This window comes from Ferrimicrobium sp. (assembly GCF_027364955.1).
Classification (GTDB): domain Bacteria; phylum Actinomycetota; class Acidimicrobiia; order Acidimicrobiales; family Acidimicrobiaceae; genus Ferrimicrobium.
The window spans coordinates 39,845-61,749 of sequence record NZ_DAHXOI010000012.1 but is presented as its reverse complement, the minus strand read 5'-3'; the positions used below and the strand labels follow the sequence as shown (position 1 = coordinate 61,749).

At 58.2% G+C, this 21,905-nt stretch carries 20 protein-coding genes and 1 pseudogene; 8 read left to right on the top strand and 13 right to left on the bottom strand.

The features are described 5' to 3' along the window. Together M7Q83_RS09285 and M7Q83_RS09280 are read left to right on the top strand one after the other, a co-directional pair. Window positions 1–386: pseudogene (locus M7Q83_RS09285) on the top strand (hypothetical protein); the annotation flags it as partial. Window positions 387–795: 409 nt separating this feature from the next. Continuing rightward, complete coding sequence (locus tag M7Q83_RS09280) at window positions 796–1,293, top strand: isoprenylcysteine carboxylmethyltransferase family protein (protein WP_298337852.1); 498 nt, start codon at window positions 796–798, stop codon at window positions 1,291–1,293. Between the two features lie 285 nt (window positions 1,294–1,578). Here the strand turns inward: M7Q83_RS09280 and M7Q83_RS09275 are convergent, their stop codons facing one another. The 6 genes from M7Q83_RS09275 to M7Q83_RS09250 all read right to left on the bottom strand — a co-directional run bounded on the left by M7Q83_RS09275 (window position 1,579) and on the right by M7Q83_RS09250 (window position 8,000). Beyond that, on the bottom strand, window positions 1,579–2,199 hold the full coding sequence (locus tag M7Q83_RS09275; protein ID WP_366526393.1) for a response regulator transcription factor: 621 nt from the start codon (window positions 2,197–2,199) through the stop codon (window positions 1,579–1,581). Then, window positions 2,193–3,263 (bottom strand): histidine kinase, encoded by a 1,071-nt coding sequence (locus M7Q83_RS09270; protein ID WP_298337848.1) that lies wholly within the window; start codon window positions 3,261–3,263, stop codon window positions 2,193–2,195. The genes M7Q83_RS09275 and M7Q83_RS09270 overlap by 7 nt, the downstream gene beginning before the upstream one ends. A 70-nt stretch (window positions 3,264–3,333) precedes the next feature. Continuing rightward, entirely contained in the window at window positions 3,334–4,059 is a 726-nt protein-coding gene (locus tag M7Q83_RS09265; RefSeq protein WP_298337846.1) for an ABC transporter permease, read from the bottom strand. Continuing rightward, window positions 4,059–4,964 (bottom strand): ABC transporter ATP-binding protein, encoded by a 906-nt coding sequence (locus tag M7Q83_RS09260; protein ID WP_298337844.1) that lies wholly within the window; start codon window positions 4,962–4,964, stop codon window positions 4,059–4,061. The genes M7Q83_RS09265 and M7Q83_RS09260 overlap by 1 nt, the downstream gene beginning before the upstream one ends. A 174-nt stretch (window positions 4,965–5,138) precedes the next feature. Beyond that, entirely contained in the window at window positions 5,139–6,932 is a 1,794-nt protein-coding gene (locus tag M7Q83_RS09255) for an MFS transporter (protein ID WP_366526395.1), read from the bottom strand. A gap of 300 nt (window positions 6,933–7,232) precedes the next feature. Further along, entirely contained in the window at window positions 7,233–8,000 is a 768-nt protein-coding gene (locus tag M7Q83_RS09250) for a class III extradiol ring-cleavage dioxygenase (RefSeq protein WP_366526394.1), read from the bottom strand. Between the two features lie 191 nt (window positions 8,001–8,191). Here M7Q83_RS09250 and M7Q83_RS09245 point away from each other — a divergent pair, with 191 nt between their 5' ends. Continuing rightward, complete coding sequence (locus M7Q83_RS09245; RefSeq protein ID WP_298337877.1) at window positions 8,192–8,992, top strand: DMT family transporter; 801 nt, start codon at window positions 8,192–8,194, stop codon at window positions 8,990–8,992. A 49-nt stretch (window positions 8,993–9,041) separates the two neighbouring features. Continuing rightward, window positions 9,042–9,872, top strand: a complete 831-nt coding sequence (locus tag M7Q83_RS09240; protein ID WP_298337838.1) for a rhodanese-like domain-containing protein — start codon at window positions 9,042–9,044, stop codon at window positions 9,870–9,872. 88 nt (window positions 9,873–9,960) lie between these two features. On the opposite strand, the gene M7Q83_RS09235 is transcribed toward M7Q83_RS09240, so the two are convergent. From M7Q83_RS09235 to M7Q83_RS09215, 5 genes are all read right to left on the bottom strand, one after another. Beyond that, on the bottom strand, window positions 9,961–10,380 hold the full coding sequence (locus M7Q83_RS09235) for a hypothetical protein (RefSeq protein WP_298337836.1): 420 nt from the start codon (window positions 10,378–10,380) through the stop codon (window positions 9,961–9,963). Window positions 10,381–10,469: 89 nt separating this feature from the next. After that, window positions 10,470–11,561: a substrate-binding domain-containing protein gene (locus M7Q83_RS09230; protein ID WP_298337833.1), complete on the bottom strand. Its 1,092-nt coding sequence runs from the start codon at window positions 11,559–11,561 to the stop codon at window positions 10,470–10,472. Beyond that, window positions 11,558–12,577 carry an ATP-binding cassette domain-containing protein gene (locus tag M7Q83_RS09225; protein WP_298337828.1) on the bottom strand — a complete coding sequence of 340 codons (1,020 nt, stop codon included), beginning with the start codon at window positions 12,575–12,577 and terminating at the stop codon, window positions 11,558–11,560. The genes M7Q83_RS09230 and M7Q83_RS09225 overlap by 4 nt, the downstream gene beginning before the upstream one ends. Continuing rightward, window positions 12,564–13,367 (bottom strand): ABC transporter permease subunit, encoded by an 804-nt coding sequence (locus M7Q83_RS09220; RefSeq protein WP_298337825.1) that lies wholly within the window; start codon window positions 13,365–13,367, stop codon window positions 12,564–12,566. The genes M7Q83_RS09225 and M7Q83_RS09220 overlap by 14 nt, the downstream gene beginning before the upstream one ends. Continuing rightward, entirely contained in the window at window positions 13,357–14,325 is a 969-nt protein-coding gene (locus tag M7Q83_RS09215) for an extracellular solute-binding protein (RefSeq protein WP_298337822.1), read from the bottom strand. Before M7Q83_RS09215 ends, M7Q83_RS09220 begins: the two co-directional genes overlap by 11 nt. 208 nt (window positions 14,326–14,533) lie before the next feature. On the opposite strand from M7Q83_RS09215, the gene M7Q83_RS09210 reads away from it, so the two are divergent. From M7Q83_RS09210 to M7Q83_RS09195, 4 genes are all read left to right on the top strand, one after another. Continuing rightward, entirely contained in the window at window positions 14,534–15,886 is a 1,353-nt protein-coding gene (locus M7Q83_RS09210) for an FAD-binding oxidoreductase (protein WP_298337819.1), read from the top strand. Further along, a complete protein-coding gene (locus M7Q83_RS09205) occupies window positions 15,873–16,475 on the top strand; it encodes a class I SAM-dependent methyltransferase (RefSeq protein WP_298337816.1) in 603 nt (200 codons plus the stop codon). The genes M7Q83_RS09210 and M7Q83_RS09205 overlap by 14 nt, the downstream gene beginning before the upstream one ends. Before the next feature lie 165 nt (window positions 16,476–16,640). Then, entirely contained in the window at window positions 16,641–17,282 is a 642-nt protein-coding gene (locus M7Q83_RS09200; protein WP_298337813.1) for a DoxX family protein, read from the top strand. 249 nt (window positions 17,283–17,531) lie between these two features. After that, the gene (locus M7Q83_RS09195) at window positions 17,532–18,416 is read left to right on the top strand and encodes a DMT family transporter (RefSeq protein WP_298337810.1); all 885 of its coding nucleotides are present in this window, start codon (window positions 17,532–17,534) and stop codon (window positions 18,414–18,416) included. A 102-nt stretch (window positions 18,417–18,518) separates the two neighbouring features. Here the strand turns inward: M7Q83_RS09195 and mftD are convergent, their stop codons facing one another. Next, the gene (gene mftD, locus M7Q83_RS09190) at window positions 18,519–19,694 is read right to left on the bottom strand and encodes a pre-mycofactocin synthase MftD (RefSeq protein ID WP_298337806.1); all 1,176 of its coding nucleotides are present in this window, start codon (window positions 19,692–19,694) and stop codon (window positions 18,519–18,521) included. Between the two features lie 458 nt (window positions 19,695–20,152). Further along, complete coding sequence (locus M7Q83_RS09185; RefSeq protein ID WP_298337803.1) at window positions 20,153–21,574, bottom strand: APC family permease; 1,422 nt, start codon at window positions 21,572–21,574, stop codon at window positions 20,153–20,155. Window positions 21,575–21,905: the final 331 nt, after the last annotated feature.

The following is a 21,905-nucleotide window of genomic DNA, read 5'->3' as shown; positions in this document are numbered from 1 at the left end:
ATCCTGGGCATCCGGGATCGCCGCTTATGCCAGGTGCGCCGATGCCGCCTGCGTCCATCGTCGGTATCGCGGCGACTCCGGGGGGGCATGGTTACTGGCTCGTCTCCTCTACCGGTAAGGTTTACAACTTTGGCAGCGCGAAGTTCTATGGTCAGGTAGCGGCGACGATGCCGAATCCTGGGCATCCGGGATCGCCGCTTATGCCAGGTGCGCCGATGCCGCCTGCGTCCATCGTCGGTATCGCGGCGACTCCCTATGGTGCGGGCTATTGGGTCTTTGGTGCCAACGGCGCGGTCTATTCCTTTGGCGGAGCACCGACCTACCCGGCGATGGCAACTTCTCCCGGACCCTCAACTACGCCAGTCACCGCAGCGACGATTGGTTGATCGAACGCTGGATGGCTGCCGTTCCGTTCTCCAAGGGGCCTTCCACCGATATGGTCATCGCATAGTTGGGAGGTGAGCGATAACTCACGGGATCAGGGCCTGCGTTGAGAGATCCAGAGAAGCCGGCGGGGAGGCGCTGCTTTACGGCCGCAGGTGCGCAAAACCTCAATCATCGTAGCTCATTGTACGATCAGTGAAGGAATCGAACTCGACCGACAGAGACTGTAAGAGGGTAGTAACCACATTTCTCCTTGCGCTCGAGAGGGCGTATCGGTGCCGTTCTCAATCTGTCAGAAGTCCTACGAAGGCAGAGGCCTACCTTGGTCCAGTGGACATCGTTCGCACACAAACCGCTCCATGCCCAGGCCCATCAATACGCTCCTAAGGAACGATCTTCTAGAGTGGATCCATGCAAGTATCTCACCATAAGGACACTAGCGCCCCGCCCATCCCTCCACCGCTCATCGTGCTCGGTGCGACCATAACCGGCGTGATCATCGATCGTCTCGTCGGTGTGAAACGATCACCCTCACCGTTCCTTCGTATCATCGGGTATACAGTGTCGATCCTTGGCGGATCGTTGATGGCCTCGGCCGCTTTTGCTATGCTGCGCTGTGGGAACTCTCCAGATCCACGAACTCCAGTCCAACGGTTGAACCAAAGTGGCGTCTTCCGATGGAGCAGGAATCCGATCTACCTTGGCATGCTCCTCAACCAACTCGGAGTAGGCCTTGTGCGCCGTTCCCTGGCCACGGTGGGCTTGGTCCCAGTGTCTCTCGCTCTCTTGGTCCAGAAGGTGATCGCGGGGGAAGAGATCTACCTCGCCTCCCGCTTTGGTGACGAGTATGCCCAATACTGTGAGCAGGTACCCCGATGGTTTCGGGGCATTGGTTCGCGCGCTTCCTGAGCCACCGCAAGCGTGCATCGAAGCGGTGGCGGCGCCGGATACGAACAGCAAGAACCCGATTCGAAGCGGCTGATAGTGGTCCCATCCGGCTTCTCACAAGCCTTCCTAGGAGACTCCCTTGAGGCACACGCCATGGGCAAGGAGCGACGGGCAGGATCCTCCGGCGCATGCTCGCGCCGAGGTCTGAACGGTCGCTAGAACCTGGTGCTATAGGTCACTCCATGATTCGAAAGCATTGCGGGCGGTTGCAGCATCACACGATGCTGAAAAGACGACAAACCCTCCTCAAGGTGACGAAGAGAGCCAACCAAGCTCCTCGGCTCGCAGCAGTGCACTCGCACGGTTGCGGGTTCCAGTTTTTGCGATCGCCGAGGAGAGATAGTTGCGCACGGTCCCCTCAGAGAGATACAAACGGGCAGCCACCTCGGCGACCGATGCCCCGTAGCGACAGGCAGCCAGAACTTCACTCTCGCGCGGAGAGAGTGGAGATTGGCCAATCGATAAGGCCTCGCCCGCTAACACCGGATCGACAACGGTGTGCCCCTGGGCCACCGAGCGAATCGTCGCGGCCAACGTTGCTGCCGGAGCGTCCTTGACGACAAAACCTGAGGCACCCGACTCCATTGCCCGTCGGAGATATCCCGGTCGGCCGAAGGTGGTGAGGATAATAATTCGACAGGCAGGGTAGCGCCGGTGTATTTCAATAGCAGCAGAGATGCCATCCAATCCAGGCATCTCAATATCCAAGAGCGCGATCATCGGCCGCGTCCGCTCGACGGCGATGACCGCCTCATCGCCGCGACCAACGGCAGCGACGACGTGGAAATCATCCTCAAGTTCAAGGAGGGTTGCCAATGCGGTTCTCACGAGCTCTTGATCGTCTGCAAGAAGAATGTCGATCACCATCGACTCCGTTCCGGCACCACGAGTTTGACCTCCCAACCGAGCGGGTGCTTGGGACCTACCTCTAGCGATCCTCCCACACGGGCGACTCGTTCGGCGAGACCTGCAAGTCCATTGCCAAAGTGGACCTCACCCCCGCATCCATTGTCTCGCACACGCATCGAGGCCGACCGCAGCTCGATGGTACAGTTGGTAGCACGCGCATGCCGAACCACATTGGTGACTGACTCACGGATCACCCAACCGAATAACTCCTCGACCCCGGGGGAGAGCTCGGCACCAGCGTGTTCGACCGTGAGCTCCACACCTGCGCTGGAGAGTAGTGCTCTTGCAGCTTCCAGCTCTCCAGCAAGCGACCTGCCTCGATACCCCGCCACCGTCGCCCTCACCTCTGCCAGCGCTTGTCGAGCAAGCGTCTCGACCTGGTGGATTTCGATACGAGCCTGCGCCGGATCTCGATCAAAGATCTTGGTGGCGAGTTCAGCTTTGATGGTGATCGAGGTGAGAGAGTGTCCGAGCACGTCATGTAAGTCGCGCGCAATCCTAAGACGCTCGCTCTCACGAACTACCCGATCGAGTTCATCGCGAGTCTCAACCAGCAGATAATTGGTGCGAACGAGTTGCGAAAACGCGAGAACGACCAGACTCGCCAGGAGGATCGTGAGCGGCATCGATAGACTCCCTGCTACCCTCCACCCTGGCTCAGCGAACGGCAAGAGATAGGACACCAGAATCGCAAGAACGATGAACGGCCATGCCTTTGTCTTTAGCCTCCCGATAATGGGGGCGAGAATAAAAAGCGGCATGATCAGCGCATCATCGCGGGCAATTGGTAACTCAATCAGGAAACAGAGGCCCATAATGCCGATGACCGAGACAAAGAGTAAGGGGCGAGCCGTGATCCCGGTGAATACCAGCACAATATAGAGACCACCAAAGAGGACGAGAACTCCAAGCCCGACCAATAGCCCTGCTCCATGGCCAAAGCTCAGGACGCCACCGGCCACCTGTGCGCAGTAGGCGAGAAAGAGAAGGGGAAGTGCGACCCTGACCCACGTCAAGGGCACGTTCCCGCCTTCAGTTACCTCATCACACCAACCTTGGCCCATCCAACGTCCACCTTCCCCGATGGCTGCATCAGACTCGCGAAGTGTCGCGGACATAGACGAGCCGAGCCAGCAGAACAAAGGCTACCGTCCAGATGGTCACTACGAGCCACCCCTCAAGCGTCCATGGAGATCCTCCAAGCGAGACTGCACCTGCCCGAATCAACCAATAGGAGGGTATCAGCTCAAAGATCTTGTGAATCAATCCATCGCCACCAATGTTGCCAAACCCTCCACCGATCAGAAGAAAGAGCGTGGAGACGCCGCCAGTGACTGGACCCATCGAGTCCGGTTTGAGAAGGTGACCGATCATGACACCGATCACGGTGAAGGGCAACAAACCGACGAGAAACAGCCCGGTCATGATCAACCAGTGGACCATCGTGAGATGAACGCCAAAGGCGCTACCAGCGAGATACATGACGATGAGGGTGAGAATCGCAATCATGTAACCGGCCAGGATTTTTGCAGCAAAGTAGTACCAGGTCGGCAACGGAGTCAGCCGCATCTGCCGGGTCCAACCCGTCTGCCGTTCTACGGAGATCCTCGGTCCAATCGAGATCGCTGCAATAAGGGCGCCAAAGCCTGCCATCGCGATCATGTAGTACAACGGAAACGGGACCCCTCCGAGCTTGTCATGGCGATCGGCCGATGTGAAGGCGACGTACAAAACCAGTGGGAAGACGAAGGAGAAGATCACAAACCTGCGGTTACGTAGCGTGCGTAACAGCTCATAGCGAACATAGAGTAAACCCATCAATCTTCTCCCTCTCGTGTTAACTCAACAAAGGCCTGTTCGAGACTGCCGCCGGTGACCTCAATATCAGTCAGCCCTGGATAGGCACCAAGGAGGGCATAGAGCACCCGATCCGAATCAGAGCAGGTCAGAATCACGGTGGGGCCGTGCCGCTCGACGTTCACTACCCCGTCGAAGGCCCCCAGGCAGCGAACGTCAACATCGGGCAGGGTAGCTCGAATCATCCTTGACCCCACCTTGGCCTTGATCTGGTTAGGAGTCCCATCGGCGACAATCAACCCATTGGCCATGAGCACTACCCGATCCGCAAAGGCATCAGCCTCCTCGAGGTAATGGGTCGCAAACACCACCGTCTTTCGATCCTCGACCACCTCACGCATGGCCCGCCAGAACTCCCGCCTCCCTTCGACGTCGATCGCGGCGGTGGGCTCGTCCAAGATGAGAAGCTCGGGATCCCCAACCAAGGCGGCCGCGAAACGTACCCGTTGCGCCTGGCCACCTGACAGTCCGGTGGTGAGCTGTCGCTGGAATTGATCGCACCCAGTTCGCTCCATGACCTCATCGAGATTGCGTGGATGGGGATAGAACGACGCCATCAACTCGATCAATTCACGCACCCGTAGGTGATCAAGTGGGGTCCCTGTTTGGAGCATGCCTCCCACTAAGCCAGCCGCGATAGCCTTGGCTGGGGACATCCCAAAGAGCTCGGCCTCTCCCTGATCGGGGTGCACGAGCCCGAGCACCATGTCGAGCGTGGTCGTCTTGCCGGCCCCATTTGGACCCAGCAGCGCGACAGTCTCGCCTGGTTGAATGAGAAGATCCACGCCACGGACAGCGAGAACGGGGCCAAAGGCCTTGGTTACCCCTTTCAACACAATGGAAGGGGTGTCTGTCATCGTTTTCATGACAGTTACACTAGCAAGCACCCCGTCTAGCCGATGGTGTGTGCTGGCATGAGTTCCTGATGACAACTGTCATACTCAAAGCAATCCACAGCGCACCATATCTCCCTCTAGGGAAAAGCAAGAGGAGGAACCCATAAAGGGCTCCTCCTCTTGCTCAAGACAGTAACACGTACGTCAGTCAGAGAAGGTGGATTTGATCTCTTCGGGCTTCACCGAGTCATCGGCACCAGCGACAGACTCAATCACACGGTGATCGGCGGCTGCATGGGCTGCGTGCTCTTCATGAAGGTGTTCCATCGCCTCTTCGGCATCGGTTGCGTTGTACTTACCACCACGCATCCACGACGCCCCAGCGGCGATCAAACAGGCAATCGCAGCAAAAGTGAAGGCCTCTGAGAGCCCATGACCAAAGGCTGGGGAGATAAGGCTAGGGAAGAAGGAACGACCGATGAGATAATGGGCATTGGCCACTGGCAGGGTGCTAAGAAGCTTGGACCCCAGCAGCTTTGACATCGGGTTGTAACCCAAGAAGGCCGCAAACAGCGTGCTCACCGGTGGCAGCGAGGCCACCTGTTTCGCCAAAGCGACCGGCACATGCTGCTTGGTCAACCCGGACAAGAGGGCACTCGAGAGGTGCGAACGCAACCCAAAGATCATGAGGCTGAAGAAGACACCGATCGAGAGCACCATCGCCGAGTTCATAAAGGTCGCACTCATGCCGGAACCAACTCCGCGTTGATTTGCTGGCAAGCTATTCATGATCCCAGCGCGGTTTGGTGAGGCGAAAAGTCCCATCGCCAACCCGTTGATCGCTAGCAGAATCGCAAAGTCCATGTAGGAGAAGTCCACCGGGAGAAAGATCAACCCGATAAAGGAGCCCGCCGCGATAATCATACCTCCGGTCGCGAAAGGCCGTGCGCCGTAGCGATCTGAGAAATAACCAGATACTGGTCCAGCGACGAGGAATCCGATGGTCAAGGGCACAAGGTAGATGCCCGCCCACAACGGTGTTTGCGAGTAACTGAATCCATGGGTCGGCAACCAAATACCTTGAAGCCAAATGATGAGGATAAACATCATCCCACCCCGGCCTAGAGAAGCCAGGAGACTCGCCAGGTTCCCGGCCGTAAAGGCTCGAATTTTGAAGAGTCGCACGTTGATCATGGGCTCGTCGAGGCGTAGTTCGAGCCAGATAAAGACGCCCAGGGTAGCAAGTCCTCCAAAGATCGCGGCAATGACGCCAGGGTTCGTCCAACCCATGGTGTGGTCACCGTAGGGCTGGATTCCATAGGTAATGCCCACCAAGACTGAGATCAGCCCAGCGGCAAAGAGGAAGTTACCGAACCAGTCGATCTTGGCCTTGATCCGAATACCGGTGTCGTGGAGCACCATGTAGGCCCAGATCGTACCAGCGATGCCGACCGGCACCGAAACGAGGAAGATCAACCTCCACGAGATCGGTGCCAGAATGCCACCGAGGATCAGTCCGATGAAGGAACCAGCGATGGCGGTTACGTTGTTGATGCCAAGAGCAAGACCGCGTTGGTTCGCAGGAAATACATCGGTCAAGAGCGCCGCTGAGTTGGCAAAGAGCAATGCCCCACCCAAACCTTGGAAGATACGCATCGCGATCAGCCACAGGGCGCCAGCACTTCCATGCATCCAGGTAATGGAGAGCATGATCGAGAAGAAGGTAAAGATCGCAAAACCCATGTTGTACATACGAGAGCGACCAAACATATCGCCAAGTCGGCCAAAGTTAACCACCATCACCGCCGTGACGACCAGGTAACCCATGAGGACCCAAAGGAAGTAGGAGGTGTTGCCGGGGGCCAACGGGTCGAGGTGGATGCCGTTGAAGATCTCTGGCAAGGAGATGAGCGCGATCGACGAGTCGATCATAACCATCAACACCCCAAGCGTGGTGTTCGACAGGACTAGCCACTTGTACTTTGGGTTATCTCGCATCGCAGCGCTTCGCTGCCGAAAGGAGGACTTTCCCTCCAACGTTGCCGCCATTTGTTTCTCCTTAATACTCTTCGATTGTTGTTGTGACTATCTGCCATGCAGAGCTGCCACACTGCTTCCTCGTGTCACTCACCCACCCCCAGGCAAAGAGACGGTTCCTCAGACCAACCATCAGCCGCCAACGAAGGTGAACCTTCGGCAACAGCTACTGTTTTGCTACCACAGCCTAGCTGTTAGTTGCTTGCAACCTGCAACTACTTTTGTTACCCACTTTATTCCCAGCTATCAGCGGCAGTTCACTTACGCTCCCATCGAGATGGAACGCTTCGCCAAACCGAACCAAAAGCCCTCAACCTCGTTGACAATTGGGTCATCACCACCGGCTCCCAGCGTCACAAACAACGGTGCAAAGTGCTCAGTGCGAGGATGAGCGATACCTGCCGCCGGTGCCGCGTGTGCGAAATCGAGCAGCTGACCGACCTCACCGTTCGCGAGGGCGTTCGCTCCCCACTCATCAAACTCCCGAGACCATGACGGTGGATCCGCATCGGGCCCAGCGGCCCATCGCATCGCACGGAGGTTGTGGGTAAAGAATCCACTACCGATGATCAGGACGCCCTCATCACGCAGGGGTGCAAGCGCCTTGCCCAATGCCAGCAACTGGACGGGATCCAGCGTCGGCAATGAGAGTTGCATCACCGGAATCGTCGCCTCGGGAAACATGACCATCAGCGGCACCCACGCACCATGGTCCAGCCCTCGCGGTTCATCATGGTCGACTGGCTGGTGTGCTTTGGCAAGCAAGCGATCGAGAGACGCTCCAAGCGACGCTGAACCAGGGGCAGGGTACTCCAGCTGGTAGAAGCGCTCCTCAAAACCCCAGAAGTCATAGACTAACGGCACGGATCCCGAGGAACTCAGACTGATAGGATTCGACTCCCAGTGCGCAGAGATCACAAGAATTGACTCCGGAGTCGGTAGACGGCTTCGCCACTCCCGAAGTTCATCGATCCAACGCGTATCATCGAGCAGAGGTGGCGCGCCATGACTGAGATAGAGCACCGGCATGGAACTAGAAGAGGTGACAGACATGTCCCCAGTATAGTTGCAGATGCACACATTCGTTGGGTTCCTCTGGTCACCAGCGGAACCCAACGGGACGTTGTTACCTGCCATTACACTTTCGTTCATGTATTGTTAACCTTGTTCATGCGTTCGGCGAGGAGGCCACCACGATTGGGATCTGGGTATTGGGGGTCGTGCTTCTTGCCTCTGTCGCTCATGCCACCTGGAACGCGCTGGCAAAGTACATCGACGACGCCAGCCTTGCCTTTGCTTGGATCAATCTCACCGTGGCCGGTATTGGTGTCGTCTTCCTCGGGTTCGTCGGCCTCCCCAACGAGGAGGCGCTACCGTTTCTCCTAGTCTCATTCTTGATCCACATCGCCTATAACATTTTTCTCTTGAACTCCTACCGGTTTGGCGATCTCTCCCAGGTCTACCCACTCGCTCGCGGGCTTGCTCCGATCCTGGTAACGATCGGGGCCTTCCTCTTCGCGGGGGAGAGCCTCGGCACCGGCGAGGTGATCGGAATCCTCATCATCGCCGCAGCCCTCGCCTCTATTGCTGAGTTTCATGCCTCCAAGACGCTTTGGCTCTCCATCGCGACCGGGTTTGCCATCGGCGGGTACAGCTTGGTCGACGGCCTTGGCGTACGACATGCGCATTCCTCATTTGCCTATGCAGGGTTGCTCTTCCTCCTCGAAGGAGGGATACTTGGACTCGGGATCACGTTTTTGCGGATTCGTCAGCAACGCCCAATGATCACCGCCAAGCTCAGCCTTGGCCTTGGTGCTGGTGCGCTCTCCTACCTCGCCTACGCCGCGGTGCTGTGGGCACAACAACGTGCCCCTTTGGGCGTCGTGTCAGCCCTCCGAGAGACGAGCGTTATCGTGGCAGCGCTGATGGGAGCGTTTTTTCTTAAGGAAGGGTTTGGGCGCCGTAGGGCTGTCGCCGCCATCATCGTCTGTCTCGGTGTGGCGATTTTGGTTTTAAGCTGATGAGAGGATCGCACAACTGCTGGATCCTCGCTCAGCCTAAGGTGACCTTATGAATCGCGCACCGTTTATCGAACACGACCACATTAAACGTCTCTCCCACCCGGTTGTGCTTGACGTTCGGTGGTATCTTGACGGCCGCAATGGCCGCACGAGCTATCTCGAAGGGCACTACCCTGGTGCGATCTTCGTCGACCTGGATACCGTCGCCACCCAGCCCGGCAAGGCGACTGCTGGCCGCCATCCACTCCCATCACCAGAGCAATTTGCCTATTCCCTCGCGGCGCTCGGCATCCAACCTACGACGAAGGTACTCGTCATGGATGATGCTCGCGGTTCGATCGCAGCCAGACTCTGGTGGATGCTCGATGTGCTCGGCATCGAAGCCTATGTTCTGTGGGGTGGGATCCAGCAGTTGGCAGCCACCGACCTGTGTACCACACCCTGCCTTCCAGTCCCAGCTGCCCCCTGGGTTCCATCACTCGAGCAATGGCCAACCGAACGTATCGCCACCACCGAAGAGATCGAGGCAGCAACCTCCGAGTATCTGTTACTCGATGCCCGCGCCCAGGCTCGCTACCTCGGCAACGAAGAGCCGATTGACCGAGTAGGTGGCCACATCCCAGGTGCACAGTCGTTCCCGTGGCAGAGCATCCTCGACAGGATCGAGGCTGCCATCGATGTCACTGCAGATCCAGAGCTACAATCCCTCCTCGCCAGCGACCGGGTCATCGTCGCCTACTGTGGGTCGGGGGTTACCGCATGCACGCTGGTATTGGCGTTCCGAGCCTTAGGTCGTGACATCAAGCTCTATCCCCCCTCCTATTCAGGGTGGTCCAGCGACCCATCCCATCCAATCTGCACGCAGCCCTGTCAAACATAGGTCCAGCGCTTTGCAGAGGCCACCGATCGCCTTCGTTACTCCTGTGCCACCGAGAGCAGCGGCTATCGGCACCGTCGATAAGGGCGGCTTAGAGCAGCGCTACGATATCAGCGATCACGAGATAGAGCACCAGTCCGATCACCGCTAGATAGATGAAACTCATCTGCCAGCGCCACTTATGGTTCGCGACCCAGAAACGCCGTATTCCCTTCACATCGAAGAAGAGAGCAGCGACACCGATCGGGATGCCGATCTCGGGGCCAAAACCAGCGAGAGCACCGATCCCGAGAGCCGGGAGAATGAACGGAACAATAACGTAGCTCAAGGTGCATCGCAGTCCAGAGATAACCATCGCCAGACTAAAAAGTCGCTCAGCGGCCTCCTCGCGGCGCACCGTAGGACGAACGTCGGGGATACGAAGAATCTTTCTCGCCAAAGCATCGTAGCGTGACGCTGATGGGGGTTGATTGATCATGCACTGTTGATTCGCTGCGATAGCCTCGTCCATGCTTTCATCATAGCGACCCATCAACTACAGACAAAGTCGAGGGGCGAACACACCCACAGCTCGGCATCAGGTCTTGGAGTTGTCGCTCGTCAGCCCATCGGCTCGCCACTGCGCTCGACCTCAAGATAGCCCCGAATCGCCCCTAGCTGGGATCGCAACTCTTGGCTCGTCAGTGCTCGGAAGAGTGCTCTGATCTCAGGCGTCGAGATGTGCCCCGCCGGGATCGCCAGGACGAAATCTTCGGTCGCTCGCGCCTGGAAGTTGAGCCCAAACTCGAGCGCCACGGGCTCGATCGTGACACCAAAATCCGCAACCCGCGACACGATGGCACTGCCAACCAGTGCGTGGGCCGAGAGAGCAGAGTCATAACCAGTCACGGCTTCACCCGACACGCCCAACTCACTGAGCACTTCGTCGACCATGTGACGCGCCTCCGAGCCCGGTTGCCGATTCGCAAGGCGCAGCCCCTGTTCAATCTTCGCCGGCGTTGGAGACTCAGATCGATAGGCCAATCCCTCGCGCCAACGTGCGAATCGGAACAGCTCAGCGTCAACCTTCGGATAGGGTGCGCCATCAGCAACATGGAATCCGGCTGCATGGATGAGGCCACGACGCAAGAGATCCAGCGCCTCTCCATTCGACGCTGGCCACCAGAGACACCCGATTCGCGGGTCAACGTTGGCAAAAATACTGGGCAGCAGCGCCAGTGCTGGGTCACAGCCAGCGATAATCAGCGCAGGTGGCACCTCGCGATTCGGATTCAGGGCAACGTCACCAAGACGGCGCGGACTCGCTTGTCCAGACGGCGAGTCCGCGGAACCCGCTGTCGACGAAGAGATGGTCGCGCCAGCGGCCCCAAAGCCCACATTGAGGCTGTGATCGCCAGCAAGTGGCAGCGCAACGGCACGACCGTTGACCCAGGAAAAGTCGGCTCGAGAGGCCGTGAGTTCTGGTGCGAGTGAGGTCGCCACCACCTCGGGATACCTCACGGCTACGGAGAACAACTCCTCCACCCCTACTCCCAGCGCCCTTGCCAATGCGATCGCCGACTTCAGGGATGGATCAGAGAGACCAGCCTCGATAGCGGCGATCGCTTGACGTGACACCCCGACCTGAGCAGCCAACTGCTGTTGGGAAAGCCCCAAGCCAATGCGGGCAAGCCGCATCCGATCGCCTCTCATCGTTCGCTCCTTCCATAGCCGCCAGCCGATGAGGTGCAGGACCAGCGCCCGAGACATCGATCGTCATTGCCAAACACCGGGGGATCCAACACCGTCACGCTTGGCTGATCGCTCTCGGTGAGCCGGTTATCGGCAAAGGTCACGAGGAGCTCCTGGTCTGCGAGTCGTAGCCGATAACGCACGCCAGTGCCGACGTCACGTGCGGACAGAATTGAGACTGGGAGCACGCACCCACGGGCTGGATCCGCCTGAGCGATGACACGGTCCGGACGGACCCCGATACGAGACAGCTCATCGATAGCGACAAAACTCGTATAGCCAAGTATCTTCGCCATCGCAACGGTCGACGGCTCTCGCAACAACGTAGCAAGCGCTCCTGATCCAAGGGAACGGCCATGTTCCACAACGACGAGATCATCGGCAAACTGGGCGACAAGCTCCAATTCATGGGCCACCACCACAACCGGAATCTCAAGGGGACTCAGCAGTTCATCGAGCAAAACAAGCAACTCTTGGCGCAGGCGATCGTCGAGTCCCTGGAAGGGCTCGTCGAGTAAGAGCGCCCGGTTAGATCGTCCAAGGGTACGAGCGATGGCGACACGTTGTGCCTCGCCTCCCGAGAGCTGATGCGGTCGTGCGGAGAGCAGAGGCCCCAACTCCAACCGCTCGATCATCGGCAACAATGGCACCAGCGAGTGCTGGTCCTTGCCGTAGAGTAGATTGTCACGCACGCTGAGATGGGGAAACAGGTGCGGACGTTGACTGATGAGACCGATCTGGCGCTCGTGCGGTGCCACAAGAACGTGTTGCCCAGTCGCACCCAGCTGGGTCAGGACACGTCCGCCGAGCGTCACACGGCCCGTCGTCGGGATCGCAAGCCCAGCGGCAATCTCCACTGCGGTGGTCTTCCCCGCGCCAGAGGGGCCAAAGATACCCAGCCTTCGGCTGGGTTTAGCCTCAAAGGAGTATGCGATGGTCTGTTCCTGTCGAGTGATCGCAAAGTCAACGGCGAGCACGCCGACTCCAGAAAAATGCCAGCAAAGGGAACGGCAACGAGACGACCAAAAGCACGAGCGCATAGGGTAGTGCCCTCTGCAGCCCTACCTCGTTGAGTGTCGTCCAAACCTGCATCGGCAGACCATACGGGTGGTAGGCGATGATGATGACGGCACCAAACGCTCCGATCGCTCGCGCCCATGCGATGGCGAGACTCGAGGTGAGTTGTGGCAGCGAAAGCGGCAATGAGATCCGAAAAAAGCGCTGTCTCGGAGTGTCACCAAGGAGAGAGGCTTGGTCAAGCATGCCCTGATCGAGACCGACAAAAGTCGACTGGGCTCCAAGCACGTAATACGGCGCGGCCTCATAGACCTCGGCAACGATGAGGGCAAAGAAGGTGTTCGTCGCGGACAAATGGACGTGTGCCAACAACCCACCCAACGGCGTGAGCGGACCCAGCATGAAGACAAGAAGAAGCCCGATGACCAGGGGGGGCATCAACAACATCAACAACATCCCTGCCTCTAACCAACGAACTCCGCGCCTCGGTGATCGTGCCAAGGTGTAGGCGAGCGGCGTACCCAACAATACCAGGATCAACAGGGCGATAAGCGCCGAGCCGACAGAGACTCCGAGGGGTGAGAGGGCTCCTGGTTGGCGCAGCGCCGTCACGATCTCGGATGGTGAGACCTTCAGCACCAAGGTGATGAGGGGTCCAACAAGAACCAACCAGATCACGATGGTGGAGGCAACCGCGAGCCACGACGCCCACGTCGCAGGTCGGATCGACGGGTGGACGTTAGTCTGCATTCCGAACAGATCGTGGGACATCGGCACCCACAAAGATGGGCTTAAAGACGGTGTAACCTGCGTGGATGAATGCCCGCCGACCCAAGGATTCAAGCTGGTACCGAACAAAAGCGTCAGCGGCACGCGCGTCGTAATGTCCCAGTACCGTCGCATCAACAAGCAACGGTACTCCATGCACGACGGCACCATCGGTAAGGGTGAGCCGTGCGCTGGCATAGTCCTTAGCAAGACGCGGATTCCCGAAGTTGATCGCGGCAGGCAACGCAATGTAGGGCAGGTGGAGTTGGATCGCCTGTGACTGAAATGCACTCGCGGCATCGAGTTGGCCAGCCTCTAATCGTGCCTCAAGTGAGGTCTCCGAAAAGACCTCGGCCGGGTTGTCGAGAGCGCCAAGGATCCCCGTCACGAGACTCGATGGGAGATGCATGCGCCTGACAGCGAGTTCGACCATCTCATAGAAGGCCTGACCCTGGGGATCTGTATTGGGGTTGGTGCGACCGAGGAGGAACCCTTTCGCGTCGAGGAGGCCGAAGAGCCGGGAGATCGGAAGCTTTCCTTGGCTAATTTTTTTAAGAGTCGGGGCATAGGAGGTGTGGGGGTTATAAGCCACCACGATCGGAGAAGCGGCAAAGGAGACATACCAGGAAGTCTTCGACGGCTCGAGTTCGGCGATCGGAGCAGCTCCGATGCTCTCAAAAACATTCGGGGAAATCTCTCCAGCAACGATCTCCTTAGCCAGACCAAAAGATCCAGCACCCCTCCCAAGATAACCATATCCGCTGGTCTTGGCAAAGGCAGGTCCAATGGTCCCTTCATTCAATAATTGCAACGATCCAGCGTAGGCGACATTCGCTGTCTGATGTGAGACAGGCGACGCCCCCGTTGACGCACCGCACGCACTCAGCACCAGGGCACTCATCCCCGTCGCTACCACCATCCGAATTCGAGAACCCTTCACGCAATCTACAATAGCAGATAGCAATTCTTGCTTGCACCTACCGGGAATTTTCTTTATCGTCTGGGATAGGCAATGACTCCCATCGTTGGGGCTCTCCTGCTCCTGGACAGGGTGCACCCTCGTGTCGCCTGGGTTGAGAAGCGGTTGCGAATGCCTCGGCACCCCTGTCGCGACAACAAGCAATCTCGGTCTCCATTAGAGTAAACCCGTGACACGACCGCTCGACCTGCCGACCTCCTTCGCCGACAGGGTCTGCGTGACCGATCCGGACATCATTGATCCGTATTGCAACGACTGGACTGGTCGCGTCATCGGCACAACTGACCTACTCCTGCGCCCCGGTACCCACCATGAGGTTGCTCAATTGGTGCAGGCCGCACGTCAACACCGTGCAACCCTTCTCGTACAGGGAGGCAATACCTCGCTTGCCGGTGGATCCGTTCCGCTTGCTCATGAGATTCTTCTCACCACCGAACGCCTCGACACGATCGCCGTCGATCCAGCGTCGATGACGGCGACGGTCGGAGCCGGCGTAACGCTCGCCCGGCTCCAGTCAGAGATCGCCCGTTACGGATTCAGCTTTGGCGTCGACATCGCCTCTCGAGGCTCCGCGACGCTTGGTGGCATGACGGCAACCAACGCAGGAGGGATCCACGTCCTACGCTACGGACCAATGGCCGATAATGTCGTGAACCTTTCCTGTGTTTTTGGCGATGGATCGACAATCGAGCGCCGCGACACCCTGCTTAAAGACGCGACGGGCCCATCGTTGCAACGTCTGCTTATCGGTTCCGAGGGCATCTTTGGCGTGATCACCTCGGTAACTCTGCGTTTGCAGGCAACATCACAACATCGCTCGGTCGCCATCACCCCTTTGGAGTCGATCGACGAGGGCGTGGCTATCAGCACGTTGCTCCGTGGCAAGCTAGCATCGGTAAACGCCATCGAATACCTCGGACCTGAGGCGATTGCCCTCAGCCCGTCCAATCCACCCTGGGAGCGTGGGGCTGGCGGCGCACTCCTTATTGAGGTTCTCGAAACAACCTCCTCACTGGTCGATACCCTCGACAATCTCAGCCTTGATCGAGAGTGGGTGCTCGCCGACACGACACAAGCGATTCATGGCCTCTGGTCCTGGCGCGAAGACATTGCAATGTGGGTGGCCAGGGTTGGCAAACCGCTCAAACTCGACCTCGCCGTGCCAATCAACCGCATCGGCGACCTCTACCGACAGGCGCAAATGGTAGCACAGGATGCCCGCATTCAGTGCGTCTGCTTCGGTCATCTCGGCGACGGCAACCTCCATATCAACCTCGTAGGCGATGATCATTCCCTCGAAACATCCTCTCGAGCGATCTATCAGGCGGCGGTTGACCTCGGTGGCACCATCAGTGCCGAACACGGTATTGGTACCCTCAAGAAGGGGGTTCTCCCCCTGATGCGATCGGCTAGCGAACGTCATCGTCTCTCTCAGCTGATTGAACTCTTCAACCCAGGAAGGGTTGTCAATCCAAATGTTATGCTGGACCCATCACAAGGAGGCGGATATGAGCGAAGCTGACCAATGGAACGAGCGTTACCGTGAAAGCGACCGGCTCTGGATTCCAGACGCCGACGCATCCCTCAAGGAGGCAATGGCTACAATCGCGCCAACAACTGCACTCGATCTTGGCTGCGGAGAGGGTCGCAATGCTCTCTACCTTGCTCGAGAGGGCTTCCAGGTAACCGCCGTAGACTTCGCTGACGTCGCCTTAGATCGACTTCGTACCGTTGCGGCGAATGAAGGTCTGACCATCGAGACCGTCTGCGAAGACATGTACTCGTACCTCGCCCACCCACATCGCTTTGGCCTCGTGATCCTTGCAAATATCCACCCCCCACGTCCCGCGCGCCTCGATCTCTACGCCCATCTGCGTGAAATCGTGAATCCTGGTGGCCATCTCTATATCATCGGTCATCATGTCGACTCCTTCGGCGTGACCGGTCCACCCGACCGAGATCGTCTCATCGATGAGGACGAGATCCGGTCGGCCTTTGACGGGTTCACCATCGAAACACTCACAAAGGTCTCTGACATCGCCGATCACGGCCACGCGGCACCTTCCCTTGTCGCACTCCTCCAGCGCCCAAGCGACCCTACTACGGCATAACCTTCCGAGCAGGTCTCGCAGAGACGCAAGGATAGCTCTCCGCCACTCCTCACCAAGGCCCTAAGTCCCGCCCTTGCTGTGTCCAAGGCCACTGGGTATTGCCCCGTTCGATCCCTAAAACGAGTAGGTGAAGCCCGGGTGGGCCAGGGAGTGGAAGGAGTGATCATGACCAAGTTCATGCATCATCAGACAACGACACCAACCAAGACGGCCGATGTCACCAATATCGAGGAGCCACGAGCGGCTCGTTGGCTCTTTGCCAGCAAGGCCGCCTCATGGATCTGGCTGATCGTACGGCTCTGGTTGGGCTATGAGTGGATTAACGCAGGTGCCTCCAAGCTCTGGGGAGCAGAGTCGGCGGCGTTCTGGAGGAGTGGCCTTGGTGTCAAGGGCTTTACCCTTGGTGCTATCGCTGAGTCCAAGGGACCCCATGCACAGGTCTCCTATGGCTGGTGGGTCACGATACTGCGTCATGGGGTGCTCCCACACTATCTGTTGGTAGCACGCGTCGATGCAATCGCAGAGTTGGTGATCGGGATCGCCTTGGTTCTTGGTGCCTTTAGTGCAATCGCTGCCTTCTTTGGCCTTGCATTGAACTTCACCTATGTCTTTTCCGGTGCTGTCTCAACGAACCCCGTCTTTATCATCCTTGGCATCGGCATCGTACTGGCCTGGAGGAACGCTGGGTGGCTAGGACTTGACCGTTACCTGCTTCCACGGATGGGAACCCCATGGCAGCACCAGCGTGCTCTCCCAACTCAAGACCCAATCAGCCGAGACCCAATCAGTCGAGACTCAACCAACTGAAGACCCACAGACCTTAATCCACATCCCCAAGGCACACACCAACTCCCCCTCATCTACGAGGGGGAGTTGGTGTCTTTGCATGCACACTCCCCTGATGGCCTAGACGCCAATCCCTGCAAAGGAGAGGCCAGCCAATATCAGAATGATGAGGCCTGCCCTACCGGTAAGCTGGTGGCGTCAGCTAGGGCTGGGCTAGCTCCGACTCTCGGGTAAGGAAAGTTTGGTCGATACGTTGATAGCACCAGCGACGTGAATACTCGAGCCACGCTCACGCTTCTTTGCCTCTCGCTCATCTGGGGCTGTTCCTTCATCTTCATCAAGGTGGGAGTCGAAAGCTTTTCACCCATTGAGATTGCACTCCTCCGCACTCTCTTGGGCTCCGCCGTTATCCTCGTCATCGTCCATGCTCGAGGGCTCCAATTCCCGCATGGTCGCGGTCTCTGGTGGAGGCTCGCCATCGCAGCAGCCGTCTCGAACACGATTCCTTATGTGCTCTTTGGCTACGGAGAGACCCATATCAGCGCCATCTTGGCAGGCCTTCTCAATGCGATGACACCGTTGGTCACGTTCCCAGTAGCGATCATCGCCGGAATCGAACACTCCTCCTCTCGGCGTATCCTTGGACTGGCCCTCGGCTTCCTTGGCGTGCTGGTCGTGCTCGGCGTGGGTGGCAATATTGCGTCAGGATCGCTGCTTGGCAGTGCTGCTTGCCTGTTGGCCGCCGTCTCCTACGGGGTCGGTTTCGTCGTTGTCCGCAAGATCATCCCCATTACCGATGAGGCTCGTCTTGGCCTCGCTGGAGGGCAACTGCTCATGGCTGCCGCTGAAGCTCTCATCGTCCTACCGCTGTTCTGGCACGGCACCCAAGCGATCAATCCGCGATCGATCATCGCGATCCTCCTCTTGGGAGTGATGGGAACAGGTGTTGCTTATATCCTGAACTACGCACTCATCCACCAAGTCGGAGCATTAGGTGCCTCACTCACCCCCTTAGTGATGCCCATTTTCTCCACCCTCGCGGGAGCCTTCATTCTGGAGGAGCGCCTCATCTGGTACCAGCCCATCGGGGCTGCGCTCATTCTCATCGGCGCTTGGTTCGTCCAACGTTCCCCTCGCCTGCTCGCCCACGACTAGCAGACAGTCCTCATGAACCCACCCTGTTTCCTTCCAGCACACCAATCCTGAAGGTGTATACCATGGCCCTCTATCCACGATGGCTCAAGATACTGCATCTGCCTAGCGATCACCGATGGCAAAGTCATCTGGCACGAGCACATCCGCAGGATTGAGATCTGCAATCGATGCCTTGCCCAAGGCATAAAGCGTCTCTGAGACGCCGGCGCGAAGAATCTCGAGGACATTGGTAACGCCAAGCGCACCTCCCGCCGCGAGCCCCCAAAGATATGGGCGGCCAATCATCACCGCGCGAGCGCCGAGCGCGAGCGCCTTTACCACGTCGGAACCTCGTCGGACACCCCCATCGAGCAACACCTCGATGTCATCACCAACGGCATCAACAATGCGAGGCAGACAACGAACCGTAGCCGGGGTCGAGTCGAGGTTGTTCCCCCCATGGTTGGAGACCGAGATAGCGGTCGCTCCAATATCTCGCGCCCGATAGGCGTCTTGGACCCGAGTCACCCCTTTGATCATGAAGGGTCCATCCCATTGTTCGCGCAGCCAAGCGAGATCACCCCACGTCGGAGGAGGGGTACGCATCCACTCCTCGAATGCAGCAAAGAATCCTGGAACTTCACCGCGAAGATCAGCCATGTTAGGGACCCCAAGATCCGGCGGACCGCCTGCGGCGAGGTAGCGCTGCACGTAGCCTGGTCGCCTGACGAGCTCCGGCAGATACCTAACGATGGCCTTTGTGTCGAGGCGTTGGGGGATCCACGGACTTCCCCAATCACGTCGAAAGTCAAAACACCAGTCCAAAGTCACAATCAGGCCGCGTGCACCCGCCTCGCGTGCGCGCTGGAGTCGGCTCATCAAGAGCGACCGAGATCCTGACCAATAGGTTTGAAAGAGAAACTTCTCCGTCACCGCCGCAACGGCTTCGAGGGGAGAGGAGGCGAACGCAGAGACCCCCATCAGGGTGTCCGCTTCGTTCGCCGCGCGTGCCACGGCAACCTCGCCCTCCGGGTGCACCGCTTGAACACCGGTGGGCGAGAGAAGCACGGGGAAGCTCACCGCTGTTCCCATGACGACCGTAGCCAGCGCTCGCTCAGCCGGTAGATCAGCTACCGTCGGCAGAAGTGCAAGACGAGAAAACGCTGCGACATTCTCGGATGCGGTTACCCCGGCCTCAGCACCAGCGCGAATCGCTGCGAAGACAGAGGGCGGGAGTATCCGACGAGCACGACGCTCCGCCTCCGCCACCGATTCAAACCATGTACGTGTACTCGACATCGATTACCTCCACCTTCTCGTACGCTACCACACACCTCCATGGGAGCGGCCAACTCAAGGGGCCGATGCATCGCTGACGTATGACGTATCGGCCTGGGTCTCGATACCGCTCGATCGCCAGCAGTCATCGTCGGCGGTTTGAGCGCCACTGGCCATGTCAGTAATAGCGATTCGCTATCGATCACAACAGCATCTCGATAACACGCGGTTCTCGCTGGCAAAGCTTCCCGATCACAGACCCGCGCCAAGAGTTCTTCGCCAAGGATACTGCTCACTCAGCCATACCGGTACCGACGCTGCTTGGGCGAACCTTAGCAGCGATGCGAGCGTCAGCCATGGAGGTGATCGGTTCACCCAGCAACGGGATCGGAACTCACGAGGATATCCACTTATCTTGCAAACGGCGCACCGAAACCCTGACGAACGCTCACCCCGATCCGGTCAGGCCTTTTCACTAGCTACTCGAAGTCATCGGCAAGTACACTTCCAATCTTCTTCCCAAGATCCGGGATTTGACGTCTACGGATCACGGCAAAGACAAAGCTGACGACTAAGAGGGCGAGTACAATCCACGGGAAAATATCAAATGGATAGGGTTGCCCAGGCTTGATCAACCCCCACAGCGGCAGCACCAACGCGATGACACCAAGAACAGGAATGATGAGGTGTCGGAGCACCGAGAAAAGCTCTCGATGCTCGCGGAGAAAGTAGACCGGCAACGCAACGTTCAGCGCGAGATAGACCAGGATGATGGGGATCGTTCCAAGCGTCGCGATATCGCCAGCGATGTCCAGGGGATTACCATGGCTCGCCCACAGGAGCGTGATAATCAACGCGATCAAGGAGTAGGCCAACAGCGATATTACAGGAGTTCCGTATCGGTCACTCAACTTTCCGAGGGCGCTTGGCAGCAGTTTCTCCCGCCCAGCACTGAAGATGATGCGGGTCTGTGCGGTCGTTGCTCCGATCAGCGAAGAGAAAGTGCTGGTAAGACCGGCAAGGTAGACCAGAATTGATACCGGCCCAAGAGCCTTGTCGGCGGCGGTAACGAATGGGGCCGAAAGACCACCGATGGTCGTGGCGTTGTTGTGGAAGGCCACCGAGGTCGTCCACGCCATCAGAACGTAGATGATCGCCACCGAAATCGTCGCAATGTAGATAGCCCGTGGCACTGCACGTCTGGCGTTACGAGTCTCCTCCACCATAGCACCAGGGTTGCCAACGCCGATGAAGAGGAACATCGCGAGTGGGAAGGCAAGCCCCAACCCCGAGATACCCCTATGAATCAAGCTTGGCTCAAAGCTCGCAAAGTTGAGATGCGAGGAGTTGGTGATGACGATGGCTACCATGCTGACGATGATCAGCAACAGCTCGAACGCGAAGGCCATCGTCGCCCACCGTGCGCTGACTTTGACGCCACGATAGACCAGAAAACTCACAAACGCGACGAAGACAATCGTGATGGGCTCCCAAGCGATGGTGATATGGAGGTACTTCAGGAGGATCAGGCTGGTCCAGCCGCCCATGATCGCCATGACATAGCCAACCGCGACGATATAACCAACAGAGAGTGCCCACGCCGTCATCACCCCAGGAATCGCTCCGAACGCCTTCCCGATGTAGGAGATATAGGAGCCCGAGCTCGGAGACACCTTGGTGAATTCAGTCAGGCTGTTGAGCTTCAGCAGAATGGCGACGGCGGCGACGATGATCGCCAAGGGACTCGCAATGCCCGCCGCTGCCGCGATGGCAGCGAATGAGAAGAAGAAGCTCATCGCCGGCGCCGTGTCGGCCAGCGAGACGCCAAGAATATCAGCGGTGCTCAACGAGTTTTGTCGAAGTCTATTCGACTTTTCGGTTGGCTTCACGTCCTCAGTCATTGCTACCCCCTTATCGATCAACGCCACCACTCTACACCCAGGAACAACACGCCGAGCAAAACATCAGCCTGTGCAACAACGGATCGACTCCACGCACTACCGCACCGAGCATCGCTTTGGGAACGCCGTGATCCGGCACCACTGCTTTCTTGCCACCGTTACTGCCCACTAGTCCAGCGACTGCGCCTCCATCTCGTACAGACCTTCACAATGTCTGGCAACGAACACGTTGACCATTGCCCGCAGCGTCGCACGTGACAGGCAGCGTTCAATCATGGGATGCGTAGCCGGTTGCGACCTCCACCACCCCACGACAAAGCAAACATGGTCC

Bases quoted from the DNA above. Each gene is read 5' to 3' on its own strand.
- M7Q83_RS09250 (WP_366526394.1), bottom strand. From the start codon at position 8,000: ATGCCGGTGCTCTATCTCAGTCATGGCGCGCCACCTCTGCTCGATGAT.
- mftD (WP_298337806.1), bottom strand. From the start codon at position 19,694: ATGTCGAGTACACGTACATGGTTTGAATCGGTGGCGGAGGCGGAGCGT.
- M7Q83_RS09220 (WP_298337825.1), bottom strand. From the start codon at position 13,367: ATGCAGACTAACGTCCACCCGTCGATCCGACCTGCGACGTGGGCGTCG.
- M7Q83_RS09185 (WP_298337803.1), bottom strand. From the start codon at position 21,574: ATGACTGAGGACGTGAAGCCAACCGAAAAGTCGAATAGACTTCGACAA.
- M7Q83_RS09240 (WP_298337838.1), top strand. From the start codon at position 9,042: ATGAATCGCGCACCGTTTATCGAACACGACCACATTAAACGTCTCTCC.
- M7Q83_RS09275 (WP_366526393.1), bottom strand. From the start codon at position 2,199: ATGGTGATCGACATTCTTCTTGCAGACGATCAAGAGCTCGTGAGAACC.
- M7Q83_RS09230 (WP_298337833.1), bottom strand. From the start codon at position 11,561: ATGAGAGGCGATCGGATGCGGCTTGCCCGCATTGGCTTGGGGCTTTCC.
- M7Q83_RS09255 (WP_366526395.1), bottom strand. From the start codon at position 6,932: ATGCGAGATAACCCAAAGTACAAGTGGCTAGTCCTGTCGAACACCACG.
- M7Q83_RS09280 (WP_298337852.1), top strand. From the start codon at position 796: ATGCAAGTATCTCACCATAAGGACACTAGCGCCCCGCCCATCCCTCCA.
- M7Q83_RS09200 (WP_298337813.1), top strand. From the start codon at position 16,641: ATGACCAAGTTCATGCATCATCAGACAACGACACCAACCAAGACGGCC.
- M7Q83_RS09260 (WP_298337844.1), bottom strand. From the start codon at position 4,964: ATGAAAACGATGACAGACACCCCTTCCATTGTGTTGAAAGGGGTAACC.
- M7Q83_RS09235 (WP_298337836.1), bottom strand. From the start codon at position 10,380: ATGGACGAGGCTATCGCAGCGAATCAACAGTGCATGATCAATCAACCC.
- M7Q83_RS09265 (WP_298337846.1), bottom strand. From the start codon at position 4,059: ATGGGTTTACTCTATGTTCGCTATGAGCTGTTACGCACGCTACGTAAC.
- M7Q83_RS09205 (WP_298337816.1), top strand. From the start codon at position 15,873: ATGAGCGAAGCTGACCAATGGAACGAGCGTTACCGTGAAAGCGACCGG.